Origin of the sequence: Helicobacter sp. MIT 21-1697, from assembly GCF_026241255.1 — a bacterium.
Taxonomy (GTDB): Bacteria; Campylobacterota; Campylobacteria; order Campylobacterales; family Helicobacteraceae; genus Helicobacter_C.
Genome location: NZ_JAPHNC010000001.1, coordinates 140,575 through 165,898 on the forward strand (window position 1 = coordinate 140,575; position 25,324 = coordinate 165,898).

Annotated in this window: 22 protein-coding genes, 2 tRNA genes and 1 other RNA gene; 19 read left to right on the forward strand and 6 right to left on the reverse strand. The window is 36.8% G+C overall.

The genetic code is table 11. The annotated features are described in order from the left end of the window. Positions 1–60: 60 nt before the first annotated feature. The 9 genes from OQH61_RS00720 (at position 61) to OQH61_RS00760 (ending at position 8,526) form a co-directional block, all read left to right on the forward strand. Positions 61–831, forward strand: coding sequence for a hypothetical protein (locus OQH61_RS00720; protein ID WP_266025317.1), 771 nt, complete (start codon positions 61–63; stop codon positions 829–831). A gap of 255 nt (positions 832–1,086) precedes the next feature. After that, a complete protein-coding gene (gene purD / locus OQH61_RS00725) occupies positions 1,087–2,367 on the forward strand; it encodes a phosphoribosylamine--glycine ligase (protein ID WP_266025319.1) in 1,281 nt (426 codons plus the stop codon). After that, positions 2,364–2,837, forward strand: coding sequence for an RDD family protein (locus OQH61_RS00730; protein WP_266025320.1), 474 nt, complete (start codon positions 2,364–2,366; stop codon positions 2,835–2,837). The genes purD and OQH61_RS00730 overlap by 4 nt, the downstream gene beginning before the upstream one ends. Then, a complete protein-coding gene (locus OQH61_RS00735) occupies positions 2,834–5,047 on the forward strand; it encodes an LPS-assembly protein LptD (protein ID WP_266025321.1) in 2,214 nt (737 codons plus the stop codon). The genes OQH61_RS00730 and OQH61_RS00735 overlap by 4 nt, the downstream gene beginning before the upstream one ends. 13 nt (positions 5,048–5,060) lie before the next feature. Continuing rightward, positions 5,061–5,726, forward strand: a complete 666-nt coding sequence (locus tag OQH61_RS00740; RefSeq protein ID WP_266025322.1) for a phosphoribosyltransferase — start codon at positions 5,061–5,063, stop codon at positions 5,724–5,726. Beyond that, entirely contained in the window at positions 5,726–7,864 is a 2,139-nt protein-coding gene (locus OQH61_RS00745; RefSeq protein WP_266025323.1) for a polyribonucleotide nucleotidyltransferase, read from the forward strand. Before OQH61_RS00740 ends, OQH61_RS00745 begins: the two co-directional genes overlap by 1 nt. Before the next feature lie 97 nt (positions 7,865–7,961). Beyond that, positions 7,962–8,273, forward strand: a complete 312-nt coding sequence (locus OQH61_RS00750; RefSeq protein ID WP_266025324.1) for a F0F1 ATP synthase subunit C — start codon at positions 7,962–7,964, stop codon at positions 8,271–8,273. A gap of 27 nt (positions 8,274–8,300) precedes the next feature. Then, a tRNA-Leu gene (locus OQH61_RS00755) sits at positions 8,301–8,385 on the forward strand. Between the two features lie 54 nt (positions 8,386–8,439). After that, positions 8,440–8,526 (forward strand) — tRNA-Leu (locus OQH61_RS00760). A 61-nt stretch (positions 8,527–8,587) separates the two neighbouring features. On the opposite strand, the gene OQH61_RS00765 is transcribed toward OQH61_RS00760, so the two are convergent. The 4 genes from OQH61_RS00765 to OQH61_RS00780 all read right to left on the reverse strand — a co-directional run bounded on the left by OQH61_RS00765 (position 8,588) and on the right by OQH61_RS00780 (position 13,169). Beyond that, entirely contained in the window at positions 8,588–10,000 is a 1,413-nt protein-coding gene (locus OQH61_RS00765) for a DUF2972 domain-containing protein (RefSeq protein WP_266025325.1), read from the reverse strand. A 279-nt stretch (positions 10,001–10,279) separates the two neighbouring features. Further along, positions 10,280–11,626 (reverse strand): DNA repair protein RadA, encoded by a 1,347-nt coding sequence (gene radA, locus OQH61_RS00770; protein WP_266025326.1) that lies wholly within the window; start codon positions 11,624–11,626, stop codon positions 10,280–10,282. Further along, positions 11,626–12,507, reverse strand: coding sequence for a signal recognition particle-docking protein FtsY (gene ftsY / locus OQH61_RS00775; RefSeq protein ID WP_266025327.1), 882 nt, complete (start codon positions 12,505–12,507; stop codon positions 11,626–11,628). Before ftsY ends, radA begins: the two co-directional genes overlap by 1 nt. Then, on the reverse strand, positions 12,504–13,169 hold the full coding sequence (locus OQH61_RS00780) for a TlpA family protein disulfide reductase (protein WP_266025328.1): 666 nt from the start codon (positions 13,167–13,169) through the stop codon (positions 12,504–12,506). The genes ftsY and OQH61_RS00780 overlap by 4 nt, the downstream gene beginning before the upstream one ends. 36 nt (positions 13,170–13,205) lie before the next feature. Here OQH61_RS00780 and OQH61_RS00785 point away from each other — a divergent pair, with 36 nt between their 5' ends. Together OQH61_RS00785 and rny are read left to right on the forward strand one after the other, a co-directional pair. After that, positions 13,206–13,883 carry a 5-formyltetrahydrofolate cyclo-ligase gene (locus OQH61_RS00785; protein ID WP_266025329.1) on the forward strand — a complete coding sequence of 226 codons (678 nt, stop codon included), beginning with the start codon at positions 13,206–13,208 and terminating at the stop codon, positions 13,881–13,883. Further along, positions 13,792–15,363: a ribonuclease Y gene (rny, locus tag OQH61_RS00790; protein WP_266025330.1), complete on the forward strand. Its 1,572-nt coding sequence runs from the start codon at positions 13,792–13,794 to the stop codon at positions 15,361–15,363. The genes OQH61_RS00785 and rny overlap by 92 nt, the downstream gene beginning before the upstream one ends. A gap of 3 nt (positions 15,364–15,366) precedes the next feature. Here the strand turns inward: rny and OQH61_RS00795 are convergent, their stop codons facing one another. Continuing rightward, complete coding sequence (locus OQH61_RS00795; protein ID WP_266025331.1) at positions 15,367–17,454, reverse strand: heavy metal translocating P-type ATPase; 2,088 nt, start codon at positions 17,452–17,454, stop codon at positions 15,367–15,369. A gap of 337 nt (positions 17,455–17,791) precedes the next feature. Here OQH61_RS00795 and OQH61_RS00800 point away from each other — a divergent pair, with 337 nt between their 5' ends. Continuing rightward, positions 17,792–19,195 carry an SLC13 family permease gene (locus OQH61_RS00800; RefSeq protein WP_266025539.1) on the forward strand — a complete coding sequence of 468 codons (1,404 nt, stop codon included), beginning with the start codon at positions 17,792–17,794 and terminating at the stop codon, positions 19,193–19,195. Between the two features lie 5 nt (positions 19,196–19,200). On the opposite strand, the gene OQH61_RS00805 is transcribed toward OQH61_RS00800, so the two are convergent. Beyond that, the gene (locus tag OQH61_RS00805) at positions 19,201–19,674 is read right to left on the reverse strand and encodes a MarR family winged helix-turn-helix transcriptional regulator (protein WP_266025332.1); all 474 of its coding nucleotides are present in this window, start codon (positions 19,672–19,674) and stop codon (positions 19,201–19,203) included. Between the two features lie 87 nt (positions 19,675–19,761). Here OQH61_RS00805 and rnpB point away from each other — a divergent pair. The 7 genes from rnpB (at position 19,762) to OQH61_RS00840 (ending at position 25,309) form a co-directional block, all read left to right on the forward strand. After that, positions 19,762–20,098: RNase P RNA component class A (rnpB, locus tag OQH61_RS00810), an RNA gene on the forward strand. A gap of 98 nt (positions 20,099–20,196) precedes the next feature. Next, the gene (locus OQH61_RS00815) at positions 20,197–20,766 is read left to right on the forward strand and encodes a flagellar FLiS export co-chaperone (protein ID WP_266025333.1); all 570 of its coding nucleotides are present in this window, start codon (positions 20,197–20,199) and stop codon (positions 20,764–20,766) included. Beyond that, positions 20,766–22,091, forward strand: a complete 1,326-nt coding sequence (gene gltX, locus OQH61_RS00820) for a glutamate--tRNA ligase (protein ID WP_266025334.1) — start codon at positions 20,766–20,768, stop codon at positions 22,089–22,091. The genes OQH61_RS00815 and gltX overlap by 1 nt, the downstream gene beginning before the upstream one ends. Positions 22,092–22,115: 24 nt before the next feature. Then, a complete protein-coding gene (locus tag OQH61_RS00825) occupies positions 22,116–22,415 on the forward strand; it encodes a YggT family protein (RefSeq protein ID WP_266025335.1) in 300 nt (99 codons plus the stop codon). A 22-nt stretch (positions 22,416–22,437) separates the two neighbouring features. Continuing rightward, positions 22,438–24,066, forward strand: a complete 1,629-nt coding sequence (locus OQH61_RS00830; protein ID WP_266025336.1) for a lytic transglycosylase domain-containing protein — start codon at positions 22,438–22,440, stop codon at positions 24,064–24,066. A 12-nt stretch (positions 24,067–24,078) separates the two neighbouring features. Then, the gene (gene galU, locus OQH61_RS00835; RefSeq protein ID WP_266025337.1) at positions 24,079–24,909 is read left to right on the forward strand and encodes a UTP--glucose-1-phosphate uridylyltransferase GalU; all 831 of its coding nucleotides are present in this window, start codon (positions 24,079–24,081) and stop codon (positions 24,907–24,909) included. Further along, on the forward strand, positions 24,902–25,309 hold the full coding sequence (locus OQH61_RS00840; protein ID WP_266025338.1) for a hypothetical protein: 408 nt from the start codon (positions 24,902–24,904) through the stop codon (positions 25,307–25,309). Before galU ends, OQH61_RS00840 begins: the two co-directional genes overlap by 8 nt. The last annotated feature ends 15 nt before the right edge of the window (positions 25,310–25,324 follow it).

The following is a 25,324-nucleotide window of genomic DNA, read 5'->3' on the forward strand; positions in this document are numbered from 1 at the left end:
TTTAAGTGAGAGTATTTATAATATGAGTGTTATTATGTAATTTTGATAAAAAGAGATTTTATGAAGAGCACACATTTTTTGGTTTCTTTTATTTTTTATGTTTGTTTTGTCTGCGTAAGTTTTGGCTTTGAATGTGGGCAAAAGAGTTGCACTGATGGGCGTTTATTTTTGCATACACATTATGTTTCATCTTATGCTTCAAGCATAGATATAAACGGTGTAGGTGGAGGCTTTGGTGGGGGTGCTTTGTGGTATGATAGAGAGTTTTATGGCAATGTAGAGGCGGCTTTAAGCTTTATGGATTTTCACACACAAAGCACACATCATATATTAAGCACAAATCGTGGGTTTGGCACGATTTTTAGCGCATTTGGTGATATTGGATTAAATCTTGGCTCACTGAATAAACCGCTTTTTCTAGGCTTTGCAATCCCCATAGAGATGTATAACCTCAATTCTAGCAGCTCTCCAAATGGACTAAGTATGGGCATAGTGGGCTTTGGGGTAAATATCGCACAAAGATATATTACACTTTTAGAGAATATAAGATTTGAATATGCTCTAGGGGTTTATTATGCGCTTGGTGTGTATAATTTTGCTGCTTTGGAGCATAAAGGACTTTTTAGAAATGGCTTAAACACGCAAGGATTTCTTACACAAGCTTCTGTGGGGCTTAGTTATGGTGAGCGATACCCTCTTTTTGCGCGATTTAAGGCGAAGTATTTTTGCCTTGAAGATTCTCAAAGTATTCTTGCAGAGAATGGCTTAAATGTTCTCTATCCAGCAAATCAAAATTTCACACTTACTTTGGAGCTAGGTATGGGCTTTTAAGCTTATCTTTGCTATAATAATTTTACCTAGATGACGCGCCTTTCCTTTCACATCGCTAGTCTGTTACTAAAAGATTGTTGGGTTAATCGTAGTAGTCTTTGTGTGTCGGTGTTTCCGTTTGAGCTATTTGAAGTAGTGAGGATTTGCCGCCTAAGAAGATTCTCTTAGCCCTATTTGTGGCTTTTTTAGGCTACGCACATTGGGGTAACGCTCATTTGGGGTTATAGAATCTACTTCAATATTTTAAGGATAACAATGCAAGAGCATATACTCATCATCGGCAATGGAGGGCGTGAGTATGCCATAGGGCGAGTACTTAAAGAAGACAACAGAGTAAAGACTTTATATTTTGCCCCCGGCAATGGAGCAACGCACCTACTTGGCACAAATCTTACCTACGCGTACCCACAAGAACTTTTAGAATCTATCACATTTCATCATATCACACTTGTTATCATAGGTCCTGAAGCACCTCTAGGTGAGGGATTAAGCGATTATCTAAGAAGCCATAATGTGCGCGTTTTTGCCCCTTCAAAAGCAGCAGCTCGTTTAGAAACAAGCAAAGCATTTATGAAAGATTTTGTGAGTGCGGCTCACATTCCCACAGCGCGTTATATGCAATCAAGCGACTTTCAAACACTTTGTGCGTTTATTGACACACTTACTCCCCCTATTGTGATAAAGGCTGATGGTTTGTGCGCGGGCAAAGGCGTGATTATTGCCCAAAGTTATGAGGAGGCAAAGCAGACTACTCAAGATATGCTCTCTGGCACAGCTTTTGGAGAGGCGGGAAAATGTGTAGTTGTGGAGGAATTTTTAGAGGGCTATGAACTCTCTGTATTTGCTATTTGTGATGGAGAGGACTTTGTTATGCTTCCTGCTTGTCAAGATCACAAGCGCCTCCTGACAGGTGATAAGGGTCCAAATACAGGGGGTATGGGAGCTTATACGCCGACACCTCTATGTGATGAGAATCTAATGCGAAAGATTCGCCAAAATATTATAGCTCCTACACTGCAAGCAATGAAAAAACAGGGTACACCATTTGAAGGAGTGCTTTTTGGCGGGATTATGGTGGTAAAGAAAAATAATGAGCTAGAGCCTTATTTACTTGAATTTAATGTGCGATTTGGAGACCCTGAATGTGAAGTGCTTATGCCTTTGTTGCAAACGCCTTTGCTTGATATTATTACATATACTATTGAGCGCAGGATAAGAGAATTAAAATGTATCTTCAAGGAGCAATATGCTGTGGCAGTGGTAGCTTCATCAAAAGATTATCCTTATGTATCAAGCGCAAGTGTGCCAATTCGCATTCAAGCATTTGATGAAAGGCTAGGGCATATCGTGTATGCTGGAGTGAGCAGTGATTCACAAGGCGGACTTTTAGCAAGTGGCGGGCGAGTACTTTTAGCAGTAGGAATCGCCTCAAGTATTCAACAAGCGCGCAATAATGCTTATGAGATTCTCAAAAGTGTGTCTTTTGAGGGTATGCACTTTCGTGAAGATATTGCTTATAGAGCTTTGGCACTATGAATACAGATGATAAAATTTTAGAACTCCTTGAGAGGGAAAATATCCAGCTTGCTGATAAAGCCTTGCGTTCTTTAGCGTGGTTTATAGATGTATTTTTGCTCTCTCTTATTTTTACTTTGATTCACACTGATACGCTTTCGCAAATGAGTGATACACAAGGAAATGTGAATTATACTACTTTAAGAGCCTTTGTTATGGCTTATATATGGCAGATATGGATTCTCAAAATTAGCTATGACACTCTTTTTGTGTATTTTTATGGAGGGAGTATTGGTAAAATCTTGTGTAAAATACGCGTAGTAAGCGTGGATTTGCTTGATAAGCCAAATTTTATTTTTTCGCTCCTTCGCGCTTGTGCTAAATATATAGGCGAGAGTTTGCTTTTTATTACTTATGTGTTTGGCTTTGGCGATACACTTTTTCGCACTTTGCACGATAGATTGGCAAAGACTTTGGTGATTGCATATTGAGAGCACATTTCATTGTAGGGTTGTTTTTTGCGTGCTTGGGTGCTTTTGTGCCTTTGTATGCGGAAAAAAAAGCAGATATGTTTGATTTATCTGCTGATAATGTGAGTGCAAGTGGTGATATTATCACTGCAGAGGGTAATGCTTTTTTACTCTATGGTGATGCGTATATGGTGGCACAAAAGATTATTTATGACAAACAGAGCAAAGAAGTGCATCTTGAAGGTGGTGCAAAAGTCTATCAAGGCAATGTTTTATATCTTGATGTAGAACGTGTGGATATAACTTTAGATGATAAACATACGATTATGAGCAATCTTTATTTGCAAAGCACAATGGGCATTTGGATTATGGCAAAACAAGGTGAAGGACAAGATAATTATTATACTTTCAAAAAAGGAGTGATTTCAGGTTGCGATATCCAATATCCATTATGGCATTTAAATGTGAGTTCTGGTACATACAATGCGCAAAAAGAATATATGAGCGTATGGAATCCAAGATTTTATATTGGGGCTTTGCCTGTGTTTTATTTTCCTTATTTTTTCGCTCCTACTGGCAATGTAAGAAAAAGCGGATTGCTCTCTCCTGAAATGTCTTTTAGCAATAAGCAGGGTTTTATGTATATGCAGCCTTTGTTTATTGCACCTTTTAATCGTTGGGATATGACACTTTCTCCACAAATAAGAACACAACGCGGTTATGGTGGAGAGGTAGAGTTTCGTTTTGCAGATAAGGAAAATCATATCGCAACTTTTAAGGGACGATATTTTCAAAATAACGATGAATATATGAGGAGCAATAACCTTAAGAATCAACATATTTATGGTGGAACTTTCCAATACAAAACACAAGATATTCTTACATCTCATAATGAATATGCAAGTGATGGATTCTATACAGATATTACTTATATGAATGACCTTGAGTATATGCGATTAAAAAGCCTTAATGGAGCTTTTAATACGCGTCTATATGAATCGCGTATTAATTATTTTATCAATACCAACAAGCATTATTTTGGCACTTATTTTAAATATTACCTTGACCTTTCTAAAGAAAACAATGTCAATACTTTTCAATCTTTGCCACAAATACATTATCATCATTATACAGATTCTCTATTTTTTAGAAATCTCCTCTATACTTTTGATTTTCAGAGCAAATATGTTACTCGTGCTTCTGGTTATAAATATTTTCAAAATACTTTCTCGCTACCCTTAGGTGTCGCATTTCCTTTTTTTAAAGATTATTTTTCCATAGGAGCAAATGTAGATATGTATGCTACTTCAGTTTTACTTGAAGATGCACAAAATATTACAGATGCTATGAGACAAACATTGGATAAAAATATCAATTATAGTGTCAGTAGCTATAATATTTCCCTTAACTCTGATATTGCTCGTCCTTATAAACATTTTTTTCATTCTATGCACTTTGAAGCACTTTTTAGCGGAGCATTATACAAATATACTTCTGATGCTATTGCCGATGATAGATATGAGGCATACAATAAATTACTTGAAGAGAATAATCACAATCCTGAATCTTTAAAAATATATTGGAATCCAAGCGATATTGTTGATATTGTGAAAAACAAACACAAAGTAGATTTAAAACTTTCGCAGTATTTTTATGGCAAAAATGGTAAAGAATTGTTTTATTGGCGGATATATCAGCGACTTTTTATCAACGATAATTTTTTAACAAGAAATCAAGTGTTGCGTAATGAACTCGGGTTTTCACCTATTGGGGGATTGAATCTAAGTGCTTCAACATTTTATTCTTATTCGCGCAATACTTTTAGTGAAGCATCAGTAAATGCCTCATTTAATAAATGGGGGTTAGATTCTAATCTGACTTTTTATTTCAAACTTGACCCATTATATCTTTCATCAGGTTTATATTCCCAACAAGAGAATAATAGCAACAATACAGGCTTTCTTCGCGGCAATTTGGGCTATGATTTTGGATATTTTTATTTAAATACAAATGTAGGTTATGATGTAGGACTTGGGTATTTAAAGGATTGGTATGTTACAATTTCTAAAGATATTCGTTGTTTTGGCATAGGATTAAAAATTGCTCAAGATGTGCGTCCTACCTTGACAGCCGATAATCAGATTACACCTATTACAAATCAATATGTTAAGCTTGAATTTCGTTTTGTGCCCTTGAGTAGCATTGGCGCAACTTATAGATTCAAAGAATAAAGAGAGGTTAAGAATGCAAAATGTTGTATTTGAGCACACAGAAGATGCCTTAAAACCTTTGCTTGATGCGATAAATATCAAAAGTCTTCCCTTATCTAATGCGATTTTAATAAGCATAGGGCGTGAAGGAGTGATACTTGCGCATACGCTTGCTCAAAAACTAAAGATTCCAATGGAATTTCTTTTTACTCAAACTATTGCCTCTCCGCTTAATCCAGAATGTCCTATTGCTGTGGTAAGTGAAGATATGGAAATGTTGATTAATGAAAATTTAGTCAATGCTTTTGATATTAGCCCTGATTATGTTTATAATGAAGCACAAAGACAATATGAAGAGGTTATCTTGCCTTCTTTATATCAATTCAAAAAAGGTGAAGGTTTGGAATCGTTGAAAGGTAAAGATGTGCTACTCTTTGATATTGGTATAGAGACGGGTTTGCGTATGGGTGTAGCAATTAAGACTTGTATGAATATGAAAGCAAAAAGTCTTTGTGTCATTGCACCTGTAATGCCAAAGAGTGTTTATGATTTTTTATGTGAGATTTGCGATGATGTCTGTTGTCCTTATCCTCTTGAAAATTATGTAAGCACTTCACATTATTTTCCGCATTTAAATATGCTTGATGATGAAGCATTTGAGGAAGCATTAAACCAAACTACAACACAAAAGGATACATAATGCAACGTATTGAACTTGAATTTGACAATCTTAGCGAGCAATATAGTTTTAATTATGTTGCACAAGCTGCAAATGGGGGCATACTTTATCAAAATGGAGGAAGTGTGCTTTTAGCAACTATCTGCACACAAGAGAATGAAAAGTATGATGATGAGTTTTTGCCTTTGAGTGTGCAATATATTGAAAAAACTTACGCAAATAATAAATTTCCATCTGGTTTTATAAAGCGTGAGGGCAAACCAAGCGAGTTTGAGATTCTTACTTCAAGGCTTATTGACCGCACTTTGCGTCCGCTTTTTCCTAAGGGCTATACTTATACGACTTCTATTGTCGTTATGGTTTTAAGTTATGATGGCAAAAGTGATTTGCAGCTTAATGCCCTTAATGCTGCTGCGTGCGCACTTTATGTATCAGATTTGCCACTGCAGAGTTTGCGTGATAAGGCAGTATCAGGGGTGCGTATTGGGCGTAAAGATGGGCATTTTATTATTAACCCCACAATGGAACAACTAGGTGAGAGTGAGCTTGATTTATTTGTTTCAGGGCGGGGCGATGAGCTTCTTATGATTGAAATGAAAAGCATAAGAACTGCAAGCGGAGCAAATGAATTAAGCGAAGAGCATTTGCTTGAGGCTCTTGAATATGCTAAAAATTATCTTAAAAATGCTACACAAACCTATCATCAGCATTTTGCTCCTTATAAAAAACCGCCTTTTGCCTTTGAATCACCCAACAATGAGCTTGATGAGCAGCTATTACATATTATTCAAACGCGTTATCACACTTCTATTACAGAGGCTCTTACACATATGGCAAAATCTGAACGCCACACTCAACTTAAGGCACTGATAAGGCAAGTTGTGCGTGAATGTGAGATTGAAGATGAAAAAAAGGTGCAAGAGCACATTATGGCATATAAGAAAAAGCTTGTGCGTGAGATGATTTTACAATCTCGCATTCGTGCTGATGGACGCGGACTTAAAGATGTGCGCCCTATCAGCATTCAAACAAATATTTTGCCATTTGCGCACGGAAGTGTGCTTTTTACGCGAGGACAAACTCAAGCACTTGTGAGTGCTACCATTGGTGGGGATAATGACGCACAAAATTACGAAATGCTTGGGAGCAAAAATGCACTCAAAAAGCGATTTTTATTTCATTATAATTTCCCTAGTTTTAGTGTAGGTGAAGCAAGTATGATAGGTTCTGTTGGGCGCAGAGAGTTAGGACACGGCAATTTAGCTAAACGCGCTTTGCAATCAAGCGTACAAGAGCAGGATAAAACAATTCGCCTTGTTTCAGAGATTTTAGAATCTAATGGCTCAAGCTCAATGGCAAGTGTATGCGGTGGCTCTTTGGCATTATGTGCGTGTGGCATACAAGTAGAATCTTTGATTGCAGGTGTGGCAATGGGGCTTGTTACACAAGATGAGCAATATGCAATTTTGACAGATATTAGTGGATTAGAAGATCACGATGGTGATATGGACTTTAAGGTAGCTGGGGGATATAAAGGTATTAGTGCGATGCAAATGGATATTAAACTTGGCGGGGTTACACAAGAGATTCTCTCTCAAGCACTCTTTCAAGCAAAAGAGGCAAGGCAGCAGATTTTGGCAATTATGGAAGAAGCTCGCGCAAAGATTGTCCTCAATGATGCAATTTTGCCAAAAAGCGAGAGTTTTATGATTCCTCCGCACAAGATAGTTGAGGTTATTGGCACTGGTGGGAGGGTAATAAAAGATATTATTGAGCGATTTGGAGTAAGCATTGATTTGGTGCGTGAGAGTGGTATGGTGAGCGTGAGCGGGAGTAATGTAGAGAATCTCCAAGGGGCAAAAGCTTTTATTTTGCAGCTTGTGGAAAGCACAGGAGCAAAGAAAGAATATGAAAAAGTAGATTGGGAAAGTTATATGGTAGGTGAGCGATTTGTAGGCAAAATTAAAAAAATTGTTGATTTTGGTATATTTGTTGAGCTGCCACGTGGGGGCGATGGGCTTATTCATATCAGCAAAATCACAAAAGATAGGACACAACATTTAAGTGAGATTTTCCATAATGTAAGTGAGCTAGAATGTGAGATTCTCTCACAAAATAAGAACAAAGTAGAGCTAGGGCTTGTTGAATCTAGCAATTAATGTTTTTTTTATTAAATCTTAGGCATAATCTAGCCTCCAAAGTATCAAGTAGGGGAATGAATCCGAACGGGCTTTGAGATAAAAAACGAGGTGTAAAATGAAATTTTTGGCTCTTTTATGTTTAGGAATGGTAGGCTTTGCCTTTGGTGCAGAAGTAAGCGGATTAGATATGATTAAATCATATTCAGTCGCTGGTGCTGTTATTGGTCTGGGTATAGCAGCGCTTGGTGGTGCTATTGGTATGGGACACGCTGCTGCTGCGACAATTTCAGGAACAGCGCGTAATCCCGGAATCAGCGGTAAATTGCTCGGAACAATGTTTATTGCACTTGCTTTGATTGAAGCACAAGTAATTTATACATTGGTTTTAGCTCTTATTGCTCTTTACGCTAATCCTTTTCTTTCTTAATTGATTTCTCCCCATAGCGGGGAGTTTGCGCTGGTGGTGGAATTGGTAGACACACCATCTTGAGGGGGTGGCGGGGCGACCCGTGCGAGTTCAAGTCTCGCTCAGCGCACCATACTTCTATAATAGAATCCAATTTATCCCATAGTTTGGAATCTTTATAACTTACGCCGGAGTGGTGAAACTGGTAGACGCGCTAGACTCAAAATCTAGTAGGGGCGACCCTGTGTCGGTTCGAGTCCGACCTTCGGCACCATTTTACAGAATCAAAGCCCCTTTATGTGTGCAAAGTTTCAAGTTTGAGAATCGCTTAAGTTTCACTCCTCACACATTCTCTCAAATTCTTGATAATATTTCCACGATTCCACAATATCAGGACGCTCTTTTTTAATATACGCCAAATGCTCATCTAAGATATGTTTAAATCTTATCCTTAAATCTTTATGTTCTCTTAAATACTCTAGCACTTGAGATTCTGTAATTTTCTTTGTATCCTCTATGTTTTTTTGCTCTTGTAATCTTTGAATAAATCTTAAAAGATAATCTTTAACTTCCTCTAATATCTTTGTATCTTGTTTTAGAATCTCAAAGTCTTTTTTATTTGCACATACAATGATTCTGTCATAAAAGCAATCTTGGTTAAAAAGAAAGGGAGTGAGGTTTTGATACACTTTGTCATCTTTATACACTTTATCCATAAGATAAATATATATATTTTTCTTTTTGGATTTGATAAAAAGACTTAAGGGGAGTAGTGCATTATATTGTGAAATATTTTCTTTAAACCTCTCCCTCTCCTCTTCTTTTGGTGCAGGGAATCCTAAGCTTTGAGATAATCTTTTTATTGTTTCAAAGGCTCTCTCTCCTACAATTTCAGACATATCTATAATAATAGAATCTTGAAGATTAATCAAAGCATTTTTGAGTTGGGTGTCGTGGAAACACATATATTTAAAATTTATCCAATATTCACTTAGCTCAAGTGGAGGATATTTAGCACCATTGCCATATTGCACGAGATTTTGACAGATTTCATCAGGGTTTGTTAATAAAGTAATAGTGCGACATTGTTTATTTGTGGCTCTTTTTACTCCCATATAATGCTTTAACATACTTATAGGGTCTCGCACCAAATTTAATGAAGGCACATTAGAAATCAAAGCATAAAATTTCTCATCTTCAATATAGATTCTTATAGCAAGATAAATATATTTTCTTTGCTCATTATAATGATTGATTATTTGTTTAAAATATCCTTTATATATGTTAGCTCCCCCTCGCTCATAGCAACAACTACTCATTCCACAATAGTTTAAGAATGTATGTAATCCTGTATTTCCCGTGCCGTGACTTCCCCAATATACAAATTGATAATACGGAGGCAGAGGCAAGTTCAAATCCCAAGCAATTTGTGCAGAGAGATTGTTATAGCTTAGATTGGGATAGGGTTGTATCTCCACTATACTTTTGGATTCTAAACTTTCTTGTTCTTTGTTCTTAGAATTTCTTGCACTCAATCTTTTAGGATTTAGCATTGGGGGATAAGGGTGATTTGTTTCAAGGTATTGCTCTTTAAACTCAATGGATTCTATCCAAGAGTTAATCTCCTCATAATATTGAGAGATAAAAACTAAAGTTGGATTATGAGTAGTTACAATATGAAATCTCTTTAGAATCTTATACACACCAAATTTATGAGGATTATGAGATATAAAGATAAGAAAGAGCATTTCTACCTTTTGAAAGAAATGTTGATAGAAAGCAGTTTGTTGAAAAGCTCTTTTTTTCTTTCCTAAATTATAAACAAGAGCAAATCTTAAGCCTTTTGCTTTAAAAATGCGTATTGTTTTGGAACGATTATATGCCCCCCCCCCCATTCATTGCAAATAGATTCATAAAATTATCCCCCAAAAAATTATCCCCCAAATCCCCCAATTTTTGTAGGGTAAAATTATAGCATTTTTTTACAAAAATCAAAATTTTGTCATTGTATCAATAATTTGACAATTTCACATCCATTCTAAGATTCTGCTTACCTCATTTGTTTCAAAACATTTAAGCGTAGATGGTGGATTAGATGGTTTTTTAGCAAGTATGACTTTATTAAATCCATAGCTCTCAAGCTCTTTTAAGCGCGTATCAATATTGCTTACCTCTCGTATATCGCCTACGAGCGAGACTTCACCTATAAAAGCGGTTTTTGCATTCAGCACTCTATTGCGGAAGCTTGAGATGATGCTTGCAATTACGGCAAGGTCTGCGCTTGGTTCGCTGATTTTAATGCCTCCTGCGACATTGACAAAGACATCATAACGTCCTAACGGAAGTTCAAGTTTGCGCTCTAAAAGGGCAAGGAGCATATTAAGGCGATTAGTATCAAAGCCCGTGCAAGAGCGTTTAGGATAAGCAGATTCAGATACGAGTGCTTGAATCTCAATAACAAGCGCACGACTCCCTTCAAGTATCACAGCTATGGCACTCCCTGCTTGAGCACTTTTTTGTGTAAAAAAAAGTTTTGAAGCATTTTTAGCGCTTACTAATCCTCCCTCTTTCATCTCAAAAATGCCAATTTCACTTGTCGTGCCAAAGCGGTTTTTAAATCCCCTTAGCATTCTAAGCTCTCGGCTGGGGTCCCCTTCAAAATATAGCACACAATCTACCATATGTTCTAAGATTCTAGGTCCAGCGATTGAGCCTTCTTTGGTAATGTGCCCAATGATAAAAATGCTTATATTGCGCTCTTTGGCAAGTCTCATAAGTGCAAAAGTAACTTCGCGCACTTGCGAGATAGAACCGGGTGCAGAAGTAATATCGGGTGAATAAATCGTTTGGATAGAATCTATCACACATAGAGCAAATTCTTGCTCATTAAGTGCATTTTGAATGATATGCAAATCAATTTCATTGAGTAAAAATAATGCTTCACTTATTGCCCCAAGCCGAGAAGCACGCATTTTGATTTGTCCTGCACTTTCCTCACCGCTCACATAGAGAATCTTTTTGTGAGCTTTTTTAGCAATTTCTCCAGCGATTTTGAGTAAAAGCGTGGATTTTCCTACTCCCGGACTCCCACCTATGAGATATAGCCCACCCGGGACAATGCCTCCACCTAATACAATATCTAACTCTTCTTCAAAGGAACTAAAACGTTCAATGTTTTCAAAGCTTACTTGTGTGATAGGGATAGCATTTGATGAACTTTGAGGATTGGACTTGGTGGATTGTATGATTTTTATTTGAGTAGGCTTAAGCTCTATAAGAGAATCCCAGCTCCCGCAGCTACTGCATTTGCCAAGCCATTTTGCACTTTGCCACCCACAAAATTGACATTCAAAAACAGAGGTTTTTTTTGCCATTAATTTCCTTGATAAATGCTATCAAGTAAGATTCTGACATATTCTTTAGAATCAAAAGAAACAAGATCATCTGCTTTTTCGCCTATACCAATGTATAAAATGGGAATGTTTAGTTCGCTTACGATACTAAAGAGCGCACCGCCCTTGCTTGTGCCATCAAGCTTTGTAATGATGATACCATCAAAATCAATATTTTGTGAAAATGCTCGTGCTTGATTTATAGCCGAACTTCCTTGTGTGCCATCAAGAACAAGAAATTTGCGCAAAGGTTTGTCTCCAAGAGCCTTTTGGCTTACGCGCACAATTTTTAAAAGCTCGTTGTTAAGATTTGTTTGGTTATGTAAGCGTCCCGCTGTATCTATATAGAGCTCATCAATATTTTTCGCAATTGCAGAATTGATACTATCAAATGCTACTGCGCTTGGGTCGTGCATATGTTGGGTTGCAATTACTGGAATATGGAGCTTTTCTCCCCAGAGTTTAAGTTGTTCTATTGCTGCTACGCGAAATGTATCTCCTGCTGCTAGCATTACTTTTTTGTTTTGTGTTTGGGCAAGGTGGGCAAGTTTGGCAATCGTGGTGGTTTTGCCTGCACCATTTACGCCCACAATAAGCGTTACAAGAGGCTTGGGTGGTATATTGGGCAAGTTTGATGAAGTATCTTTTATATCAAGTAATTTTAAAAGTTCTTTATTTAATGTTTCACGCGATGTGTAAGGGGGGAGGTTTTCAAGCAAAGATTCTATGAGTTCGTATTCAAGGTCGCATTCAATAAGAATCTCTTCTAGCTCTTCTTTAGAGCATTTGTCTTTTTTAGAGCCAAGAAGCGAAGTAATATTTTGAGTAGTTTTTTGAAGCGTTTTGCTAAGGGCTGAAATCATTGCGCTTCTTGTGTTGGGATATTTTCCATATCTTCTTGTTCTTGTGGAGTGAGATTTTGCATCTCGCTTTGGGCTTTTGCATCAAGCTGGTCTTGAATCTGATAACGTATATCAAGCTCTATCATCTCTTCTGGCACAAGTCCTACATAATCAATGACTTTTTCCCCTTGTGTATCATAGAGTGCAATATAGCTTTGCTTGTCATCTTTATTAAGAAAATTAAGTAGATTTTTATTATCTGTGGGAGCATAAAGCTTAAACTGCGGGTTGAGAGTATCAATTTCTTGCTGAAGATGCGCAATATCATCTTTTGGGCTAATAGCGATGATAGAGATAAATTCTTGATATTTGTTATATAAATCCAAAATATGGAGCAATTCATTTTGGCATTGAATACAATCTTTAGAAATAAAAAAGAGCAAAGTAGGACGTTGTGTTTCACTTTTAAAAATGCTTTGAGTTTGATTTGTCTTAAAACGTAAAGATTCATTTTGAGTATTTGTAACTTCAATGCTCAAAATCTCATCTTTATTTCCCTCAAAGCCAAAAACATCTTTGTCTCTATCACCTTCATCACTACACGCTCCTAACATCGCAATTAATAAAAGCCCCATAAGCGAGGGTGCAATATGCCCAATATTGAGAATCTGTGCTATTTTCATATTATTTAACTCTCCATTTTTAGTTTTGCCATTTTTATGTTTTGGGTATCATTATATCCAAAAAAAGGATTAACAATTACCAAACAAGACTTTAGATTAAGTGCAAAGGCACGATTAAAACAACGCTCCATTTATGGATATTTTGCAGATAAATCTTTAAATAGATTCCTTTTGTCATATCTACAAGCAAAAAGTGTTCGCAATATCCTCGTATATATGCCTTTTGGCAATGAAGTGGATATTTTTCCTCTTATTTGCGAACTTCGCAAAAAAAAATATCGTGTTTTTGTTCCTTTTATACAAGAACTTAGCTTTAAAATGATACCATTACGAATGCCGTTTCATAAAAATAAATACGGCATTTATGAGTCAAACAATTCTATATTTAAATTAATAAAAGCTGATGCGGTGATTATCCCCGTTTTGGGCATTGATAAGCATTTTAGACGAATAGGTTTTGGGAGGGGTATGTATGATAGATTTATGTCCCATCTTAAAGGCAAAGTTCATACTATTTTCGTAGCAAGAAGTCCAAATTACGCTCCAAGCGTTATTACAGAGCACTATGATGTGCAGGGGGATTGTTTTTTTACACCATCAGCTTTATGTATAAGGAAGCACAATGGGAGTATGGTATGCAATAGGAAGCATAATCTTTGGGTTATTAGTCGGCGTGAGTGTATATCTCATCAGCAGAAAGATATTTCATTCTAATTCGCAAATGATTATTGAGCAGGCTAAAGCTAAGGCTAAGGCGATTGAATATGAGGCGCAAAATATACTTCAAAATCATCATATCCAGATGAAAGAAGAGCAAATGCGCTTAAAGCAAGAATATGAGCAAGAGTGTGCAACATTGCACAAAGATTATGAATCTCGCCTTGCTAAACTTGATAAAGAAGAAAGCAATCGTTATGCGCAACTCAATCATCAAAAGCAAGAGGTAGAAAAAGAAAAGCAAGAAATTACTGAACTTAAAGTGCGCCTTTTGCGCTCTCAAGGAGAGCAAGATAAGCTTAAGCAAGAATATCAGCATATCAAAAAAGAGATGCTTAATGTTCTTTCAAAATATGCTCAAATGACAAGAGAGGAAGCCACGAATATTTTGCTCTCTCATCTTGAAGAGGAGCTTATTGATGAGAAAGCACTTCTTATTCGTCAATATGAAAAACAAGCGTATGAGGAGGCTAAAAAAAAGGCAAATTTTGTTTTGGCTCAAGCTACTACGCGCTATGCGGGAGATTTTGCCACTGAACGATTGGTCAATGTGATTAATCTCCCTAATGATGAGCTTAAAGGTCGCATTATTGGCAAAGAAGGGCGCAATATCAAGACTTTAGAGACAATTAGTGGTGTTGATGTGATTGTTGATGATACACCCGGCAGCATTATTTTAAGTAGTTTTAATCTCTATCGCCGTGCTATTGCAACAAAAACGATAGAGAAACTTGTTGAAGATGGGCGCATTCAGCCCTCACGCATTGAAGAAGTCTATGAACGCGTAAAAGATGAGATGGACGAACAAATGCGTCAAGATGGTGAAAATATCGTGCTTGATATGGAGCTTGGTTATATGCACCCAGAATTGAAATTTTTGCTTGGTAAAATGCGCTATCGTGCGTCATTTGGACAAAATGCACTTGGGCATTCCATTGAGGTAGCTAATCTTGCGGCAATTATTGCAGGTGAGCTCGGAGGTGATGAAAAACTTGCACGAAGGGCTGGAATCTTGCACGATATTGGCAAGGCACTCACACAAGAGCTAGGCGGTAGCCACGTAGATTTGGGCGTAGAAGTCTGCACTTGCTATAAAGAGCACCCTGTGGTTATTAATGCAATTAAAGCCCATCACGGCTATGAGGAGATTCAGAGTATTGAATGCGCAGCAGTATGCGCAGCAGATACACTCTCTGCCGCGCGTCCGGGAGCGAGAAGAGAAGCGTTAGAGAATTTCTTAAAACGTATGCAAGATATTGAACGCATAGCTATGGATAAAATTGGCGTAAAACAAGCGTATGCAATTAATGCAGGACGCGAAGTACGCGTGATTGTGCGTGCAGATTTAGTAAGTGATGGGCAAAGTGTTATCCTTGCGCGAAAAATTGCTAAAGAAATAGAATCTACTTTGCAATATCCCGGAGAAATCAAAGTGAGCGTTATACGAGAAACAAGAGCGGTTGAATTTGCACGATGAGCCTTAAGCTTTGGCGTGCGGAGGGCGCATAGCATTCAAAAGTGCTAAAAGTGCTATGCCTACATCACCAAATACAGCGAGCCACATATTTGCTATACCCATAATGCCTAAGATAATGAGCACAATTTTACTTGCAAGGGCAAAGCTAATATTTTGCCAAGTGATAGAATGAGTATGATGAGCGATTTTAAATGCCTGCACAAGCCCTTGAAGGTAATTGTGTTGCAAGATAATATCAGCACTTTCTTTGCTCACATCATTACCACTCTCACCTGTATTGATACTTATGCCTACATCACTGCGTCTAAGCACTATTGCATCATTAATGCCATCGCCTATAAATGCACTTTTACCCTGCCACTGCTGCATAAGAGAGGCAAGTTTATCAGCTTTTTGTGCAGGCAAAAGATGTCCATAAGCGTGAGATATACCTAAGTTTTTAGCGATAGAATCTACATTGGTTTGATTATCTCCACTTAGAATTGCAAAATGCTTTATGCCATAGTGTTTGAGGGTAAGTAAGGATTGCTTAGTGTCATTTTTGAGTTTGTCTCCAATGAGAATATATCCTACATAAGTGTTTTCAAGTGCAATGTAAATAATGGTATGAGGCGTATGTATAGGCGTAAAAGAGATATGATTTTCTTGCATAAGTGTAGCATTTCCTGCGAGAATCTCGCCCTTATTGCATACAAGTCGCACACCCTTGCCGCTTATTTCTTCATAAGATTCTATATCGCATTCATAAGAAGCTACATTTTTAATGCACAAAGCAATGGGGTGATTTGAGTTTTGCTCTGCCAATGCGGCAAGTTCAAGCAAGTCTTGTTGCGTGTAACTTTTATTTGGGACAATGCTTAGAATCTCAAACACACCTTGCGTGAGTGTGCCTGTTTTATCAAAGACAATATTTTTGACTTGAGCAAGGCTTTCAAGATAGATTGAACCCTTAAATAAAATGCCTTGAGCACCTGCTTGTCCAATAGCGGCAAAATATCCTAGAGGCACAGCAATCACAAGCGCACAAGGACAACTTATCATCATTACTACAAGCGCACGATAAATCCATTCGTGCCATTGTCCATCAAAAAGAGGAGGCATTATGGCTATGCCCAATGAAAGCACAAGAATAATAGGTGTATAAATACGCGCAAAAGAAGTAATAACTTTTTGTGTTTTGGCTTTATTTGCACTCGCTTCTTGCGTGAGTTTAGCAATTTTAGCAATATGAGAATCTTTAAAGGGTTTTTCTACACGCACTTCAAGCATAGCTGTTGTATTGATTGCTCCTGCCATAATGCTTTGTCCTTCATTTACGCTCACAGGAACGCTCTCGCCATTGATTGAACGCATATCTAAATAACTTTTTCCTTTAAGCACTTTGCCATCAGTAGGGACTTTCTCTCCTACTCTAATGACAATTATATCTCCTACGCATAATTGCTTTGGGTGCAAGTCTTGCACAGAGCCATTGTGCTTTTTGTGTGCTATATCGGGCATAATGTGTAAAAGTGCGTTGATAGAATCTTTAGATTTTTGCACTGCACGAGATTCTAAAAATTCACCTACGCGAAAAAAAAGCATAACCGCCACAGCTTCGCTTATCTCACCTATGCACAATGCTGCGAGTGTGGCAAAAAACATAAGAGAGTTTTCATCAAAAAATATTTTATTTCTAAAATTTCTCCAAGTCGCGCTAAATATGGGTATCCCTGCACCTATATAAATCATACCAAGTAAAATATAAGCGACAATGGGAGGAATATGTAAAGAATCTATGTAAAGCACAGCCATACAAAACATAAATACAGCCATACACATACCTAGAGAAAGCAATTCGCGTGAATGTTTCTTGTCTTCTTGTGGTGGGGAGATATAAGATGCAGATGCTTCTGATACGCTCACTTGCGGTTCTATATGTGTAATAGTGCGCATAACTTTTGTAAGATTATCTGTATAGATATACAGCATATTCGTGTTAAAATCAATATTAGCTTCTTTTGTATTTGGAAGCGTATTGAGTGCTTCTTCAATGCGTTGAGCGCAACTTGGGCAGTCAATACCTTCAAGCTTAAGAATATGTTGCTTCATAAGATTTCCTTGCATTTTGTGGGATTATAACAGAAATATGTAAATATACATATAGGGGGTATATGTATAAAATAATAGAATTTTATGCAAGAGTATAGAAATATGCTATAATCCCCCTTTTATTTTTCTATAAATATTAAGGAATCCTGTGCCAAGAAGCCCCCAAGCTAAAGCAAAAGATATATCATTAACACCATCTCCCACACAGGAGAATGTCAAGATACCACAAAAGCCTAAGCAGACTAAAGATAAAGGAATGAGAAAGCCAAAAGCAAAAGATTCTACTCACATTCCACAAGCACATTTACGAGCATATAGAAGAGCAAAAGCACATAGAATGTATAAAAATTTCACACAAGCAGCCAAACGCAAAAGCATAGCCTATGAGACAATTATTGGCATATTGATAGCTCTTGCATTTGGTTTGATAGCTGCAACATTGGCGAGATTCTATCTTGAGGTATCTTTTAAGGTTTCTGCACTCCTTGGTATTATTGCTTTGCTTGTTACACTTTGGACAAATAAAGCTTTGCCTTTAGGCGTAGTATCGCTTTTGCCTATTATCCTTTTCCCAAGTTTTGGGATTTTAGATACCAAAACTGCTACACAAAATTATGCGAATCCTATCATTTATTTATTTTTGGGTGGTTTTATGTTAGCGACTGCAACAGAAAAAATTGGTTTGCATCGTATCATAGCCAACAAATTCTTAGGGCTTTTTCCAAGCACTCCAAAGGGCATTATATCTGCACTTGGATTAGCTTCTGTGGTTTTGGGCACGGCACTTTCAAACTCTACAACTGCTATTTTGCTCCTGCCTATTGCACTCTCACTTACACAAGATTATTTTTTAAAACTTCGCTTTTTGCTTGCTGTGGCTTTTGGTGCGAGTATCAGCGGGATTACTACACCTATTGGTTCGCCACCTAATTTAATATTTTTAGGATTCTTAGGAGAGTTAGGATTTGATGGCATAAGTTTTACAACTTGGATTTTTATGATGGCGCCATTAACTTGTTTAATGCTCTATGCAATGATTTATATTCTCTCACGCAATACGAGTGAATATCATTTAGAAATAAATGTTTTTGCTGATGTAGAAGTTACTTCCACGCATAAACGACTCCTCTTTTTTATCATTGCACTTCTTGTGCTTTTATTTGTCAATTCTCCCATTAAGCCTTTTTATGATGGATTGGGCTTAAATGAGAATGTTATTTTACTTGCTTTTGGGCTTTTAATGTTTGTGCCAAAGATTGGATTTTTAGATTGGGACGATTCTAAATCAATCCCATATGAGCTTATATTCTTATTTGGTGCAGGATTTTGCATTGCCACTGCTTTTTCACAATCTGAACTTGGCGGGGCATTTGAGGGATTTTTTACTCAATTTTCAGGCTTACCTTTTATTCTATTTTTATTTTTGGCTTGTTTATGCGCTCTTATTGCCACAGGTTTTTTAAATACTACTGCACTCATTGCGATTTTATTGCCTATTGTTTATACCGCTACGCAGTCATTTTTGGTAGATAATGAATCCACAATCACAATGCTTGCCGTTACCATTTGTGCGAGTTTTTCTTTTATGATACCTATATCTACGCCGCCTAATGCTATCGTCTTCTCTCAAGGTAATATTAAAGCGTGGGATATGGTGCGATTTGGCTTTGTATTAAGTCTTGTAGGGCTTATAGCTGTCCCAATTTTTGCTTTTATTTATTGGCGATGGTTTTTGGGATAGCTATTTTATGTAGAAGTAGTTTCTGCCCCCCCCCCCGTTAATTTATATTTTTTAAGGCTTGATTGAAGTGTGAGACGAATCCGATGAAGCACATCAAAACAAATATCAATTTCTTCTTGGGTGCATTGGGCGTGGAGGAACTCTTCTGTTTTTTTCATTTTTTCTTTCAAATATGAAACAGCACTCTTGCCACTTGGAGTGAGGGCGAGAGAGAGAGTGCGTTGGTTATGAGATGTTTGATTTTTGATACAGAATTCTTTCTTCACAAGCGAATTTACTTCGCGAGAAATGGTTGCTTTATTTTTATTTAACACTTTGGCAATCTTGCTAATACAGGTATGGGGATTCTCTGATATGAGAATAAGTATTACACCTTGCTCAAAGCTCAGTTGATAGGTTTTGAGCTCATTAATAAAAAATGCTTGTAAGCATCGTGCAGTCTCTCCGACTTGATGTCCAATAAAATGTTGCGTACTCATTATAAAGTTTTGATCCTTCTAAACACAAAATTTGATTTCTTATCAAGATAAATATTGATTATAACAAAATTTGATATAATTTGCGCTTAGGCATAGTAGGTGGTTGCTTTTGATGTCCAAAAGAGGAAAGTCCGAGCTACAAAGACAGGATTCCATTTAACAAATGGCTAGGGTAACCTAAGGGAAAGTGCAACAGAAAATTACCGCCTTATAGAATCTGTATTTTTTAAGGTAAGGGTGAAAAGGTGGGGTAAGAGCCTACCGATTTTGCAGCAATGCAAAATGTCTATGCAAACCCAATTCGTAGCAAGAAGAGTATGGTTAAAGTCTTAATAATAAGCTCTTCGCTTGAGGTATGTTGTGAAGCATATCCTAGATAAATAGCCACCCACGACAGAACTCGGCTTATCGCTATGCCTATTTTGGTTACATTTAGATATATGAATTTTCCTCAAATCTTATTTACAAAATGGAACAAAAGATGCTTGGTAAAACTAACTCTAAAATGTGATGAGGTTAAAAATGCAAGATATTTTATCTACTCTGCACAGACACATAAACACGCAATTTACTGAAGAAATGGGGCAGTCTATACCTATGCCAAGTGCGAAGGCTATCCATAGATTCAGCGAGGATATTAAAGGTGCAAATGAATTTATAGGTGCGCTCCAAAGTGCTTCTGTTGCTCTTAAAAAAATCCTCAAACTTGCCCAAAGTGTAGATATTCAAAGTCAAGAGATACAAATTGCCCAAGTTAAAAGTGCAATGCAAGAAATTATAGATAATACCTCATTTATGGGTGTTAAACTTTTTGGGACGCAGTTGCACACGCATTTACATACAAAAACATATACTATCACGATTGAGAATCCTATGCCACTTTGTGAGGGCACATCACACACATCATCTTGCGCAAATCCTTCTATGGATACCCTTATCTCTTATGTAGAGGAAAAGGCAAATGAAATCACGCAAATGCTCCTTGATTTAAGCGAGGCGTTGAGCGAACCTACAAATGCTAAACAAGAGAATAGTTATAATTTTGAGGAGTTTAATCCACAAGCATTCGCGCAAATGTTTAAGGGGAGATAATGTTACGTTTTGCTCCATCTCCCACAGGTGATATGCACATTGGGAATCTAAGAGCTGCTATTTTTAATTTCATCATAGCGAAACAGCAAAATCAAAAATTTTTAATTCGTATTGAGGACACAGATATTGCGCGTAATATTGTAGATAAAGACAAAGAGATTCTTAATTTGCTCAATCTTTTTGGTTTATTATGGGATAATCTTGTGTATCAAAGCAGCAATTTTGAACGCCATCGTCAGCTTGCGGAATATCTCATTTCTAAGGATTTAGCCTTTTATTGTTATTGTTCTAAAGCATTTTTAGAATCTAAACGACTTGAGGCAAAAGAGCAGAAAAAACCTTTTCGTTATGACCCTTCTTGGGCAGAGATTGAAAAATCAAGCAATGTTAAACCTGTGGTGCGTATTCGTGGAGCAAGTGAAGCCATTAGCTTTGAAGATGCAATTAAGGGCACATTGCGTTTTGAAGCGAATGAAATAGATAGCTTTGTGATTTTAAAAGAAGATGGTATTCCTACATATAATTTTGCCTGTGCAGTTGATGATATGCTCTATGATATAAGTTTTATTGTGCGTGGCGAAGATCACGTAAGCAATACGCCTCGTCAGATTCTCATTCATCGCGCTTTGGGCTACGATAAGGTGTTAGGATATGCTCATTTGCCCATTATACTTGGAGAGAGTGGAAGCAAAATGAGCAAACGCGATAATGCCTCATCAGTAGCTTGGCTTCTCCAAGAGGGATTTTTGCCTCAAGCGATTATGAATTATCTTATCTCAATGGGAAATCACACGCCCACAGAAATATTTAAACTCCAAGATTCTTATCATTGGTTTGATATTAAAAATATTGCAAAATCGCCTGTAAAATTTGATATTAAAAGACTTCGTTTTTTAAATAGGGAGCATCTCAAAATGCTCAATGAGCAAGAATTTGCTCTTTTGCTTGAGAGCAAAGATAGCTCTGTGGGTGCGCTTGGGAAGCTGTATTTGCAAGAAGCGAGCACCTTAAATGAGATTCGCTCCAAAATAGAAAGCATTTTCGCTCCAAAATGCATCACTCAAAGCGAAAATGGTGAAAATTTTGAAAATGAGTGTAAAATGCTCTATGATATTTTGCACAAAATGATAGAATCTTATGATGAATCTTTAAATGCCTATGACACGCTTAAAAATGCTCTTATGGAAAAAAGCTCTTTGAAGGGCAAAAAGTTTTTTAAACCTTTGCGGATACTTCTTACAGGGCAAACTCAAGGTTTAGAATTGAGTGAGCTTTATCCATATTTGCGCTTTTTCTTGCGTGATATTGTGCGTTTGGATAAGTAAGATACGAGCAGGAAAGGAAAAAGAATGGTTTTGGGCACATTTTTAAGTGCAGTAGCTACGATTATGAGTATGCTTATAAATCTTTATGTGTGGATTATCGTCATTGCTGCACTTATAAGTTGGGTGCGTCCAGATCCTTTTAATCCCATTGTGCAAGTGCTCAATCGCCTCACACAACCTTTCTATGCAAAAATTCGCAAAATCATACCAACAACTATAAATGGCATAGATTTTTCTCCCTTAATCGCAGCAGTCGTGCTTAAATTTATTGATTTATCTCTTGTGCAGATTCTTATGCAATATGCAGTAAGACTTGGAATCTGATACAAACAAAGTGGAGAAAGTTATGAGAGTCATTGTATTATTGTTTTTATGTTGTGTTTTAAGTTATGCGCATACAGAAATTACGCTTGAGTTTTTACAATCTAAACCCAAAGGCTTAGCAAGAGATTTTTATATTTGGCAATTTCTTTCAGATGAGCAAACAAGCCTTAAAGATGCCCTTAAAGCCTATGAGCTTATTTTTCGCAAAACCTCAAAGCTTAATAGTCTCCTTAGTGCTAAGGGAAAGGTAAGTGAGCTTCCGCGCAACCTGTATTGCCAACGCTTAAGTTTTGATAAGCTCAAAAAACAAGATAATGCGTGTATTAAAGCAGGATTAAATCTAGCTAATATCCCTTCTATGCCACAAAAAAATAAAGACTTTTTGCTCAAAAAATTTCAAAATGATCCAGCTTTTAGAAAACGTATTGAGATTTTAAGCAAACCTAATATCCTCACAGGTATGCTTGGGAGTGATGCACAAACTTTTGCTAGCATTTATCGTGCATTGAGGGCGAATCAGCGCACACAGATTCTCAATCAAGATATTAAGCCCCAAGCACTTAAAAAGCTTGCTGATGAAAATAATACAGCTTTTAATACTATGCTTCAAGCCATTATTGTTACACACGATAATAGCTATGATAAGTTTAAAAAATCTCTTGTAGGGGCAAATATTACAGGTGCGGATTCTTATACACTTTTTATGTTAGGATTAAATGAAATCTTACATCACAATCCCAAAGCAGCGCTCACATATTTTAAGCTCTCTAATGCGAATGCTACAACAGCTATGCAGAAAAATAGGACATTATTTTGGCAATATCGTTTAAGCAATGATACTAAAGTGCTTGAAACTCTTGGGGCAAGCACAAATGTAGATTTATATACAATTTATGCTCATCAAAAACTCGGTATTGAGCCAAGTTATCAAGTCGTTACACATTTAGAGAATCTCTCACCCAAAAAACCCAATTTTGATATTAAAGACCCTTTTCAGTGGCAACTTTTAAAAGAGAATCTTACCCAAATTAAAAGTGATAAAGATTTGAAAGAATTAAGTAAGCATTTTGCCTATGAGGATACAAGCGCACATCTTGCTTATATACTTAATCAGCTTAATAGATTTAAGATTCATTATTTTATTACACCCTTTAGCAATAAAATCAAATGGAAAAACGACCACGAAAAAGCTTTCACCTATGCTATTGCTAAACAAGAAAGCATACTTTTGCCAGCTCTTGTTTCAACTTCGTATGCGCTTGGTATGATGCAGATTATGCCTTTTAATGTGCAGCCTTTTGCTAAAAGTTTAAAACGCGATAATATTAGCTTAGAAGATATGTTTGACCCTGTTACCGCACTTGAATTTGGGACATTTTATTTGAATGATTTAGCGCGTGAATTTAAGCACCCACTTTTTGTTTCCTATGCTTATAATGGTGGTCCGGGATTTTTGCGCCGCACACTTAAAAGTAAAACACTCTTTTTGAAAAAACGCGATTATGAGCCGTGGCTTTCTATGGAGCTTATTCCTTATAAAGAATCTCGTGATTATGGACTTAGAGTATTGGCAAATTATATTGTTTATCAAGCAAGCTTTGGGAATAATATCAATCTTGAAAATTATTTAAAACAAACACTTGTAAATTAATAAGGAGATTGTATGATAAATAAATGTCTTTTTCCAGCTGCAGGATATGGTACGCGATTTTTGCCTGCTACAAAAGCTATGCCCAAAGAAATGCTACCCATACTCACAAAACCACTTATTCAATATGGCGTGGAAGAAGCCTTAGAATCAGGTTGTCATAATGTAGGCATTGTTACAGGACGAGGCAAACGCGCTATTGAAGATTATTTTGATGTGAGTTATGAATTAGAACATCAAATATCAGGCACAGATAAAGAGGATTTATTAAGAGAGATTCGTAACCTTACAGATACTTGCACCTTTTCTTATACGCGTCAAATTGCGATGAAAGGATTAGGAGATGCTATTTTAAAGGGTAAAACCCTCATTGGAGATGAACCTTTTGCTGTAATTCTTGCTGATGATTTATGTATCAACCCGCAAGGTAAAGGTGTGCTTACCCAAATGGTAGAGCTGTATAAAAAATATCAATGTTGCATTGTTGCCATTGAAGAAGTCCAAAGAAGTGATGTGGATAAATATGGCATTATTGAGGGAGAAGAAATAGAATCTGGTGTGTATGAAGTGAGCAATATGATAGAAAAGCCAAGCATAGATAAAGCTCCAAGCAATTTTGCTATTATCGGGCGCTATATTCTTACGCCTGATATTTTTGATATTCTAGCAGTTACACAACCGGGCAAAAAGGGAGAGATTCAAATTACTGATGCACTTTTAGAGCAAAGTAAAAAAAGACGCGTATTGGCATATAAATTTCAAGGCAAACGCTATGATTGCGGAAGTATTGATGGTTATGTCAAAGCAACTATGGATTTTTATCAGGCTTTAAATACAAATGTTTAATCTTAGTTTTTATGTTATTTGTTGGTTATGTTTTTTTTTGCTATGCTTACCTATTATCTTTAGTGGGCTTTTTGCTATTGCTCTTGAAGAGGAAAAAGTTCAAACAAACCAGAGTGCATTGAAAGCGCTTGCAGGAAAGTTTGATAAATGTGCCAATGATAAGGCTAAGCTTAGAGCATTACTTGAGGAGTTTATACAGAGATTTAAAACACAACCTGAAGATGAAAGTGAGCATAGTTTGTGGCTTGAGATGATTTCTAAATTTGTAACGAATATGAATCTTATGGAAGTTGATGAGGTGGTGAGTTTTCAGGATAATCTTGAGAGTGCGAACCCCGAAAAAAAGGGAGAAATCAAAGAAGCCATTGGCAAAGCTTTACAAAAACGAGAGAATAAATAATAAAGGATTTTATAG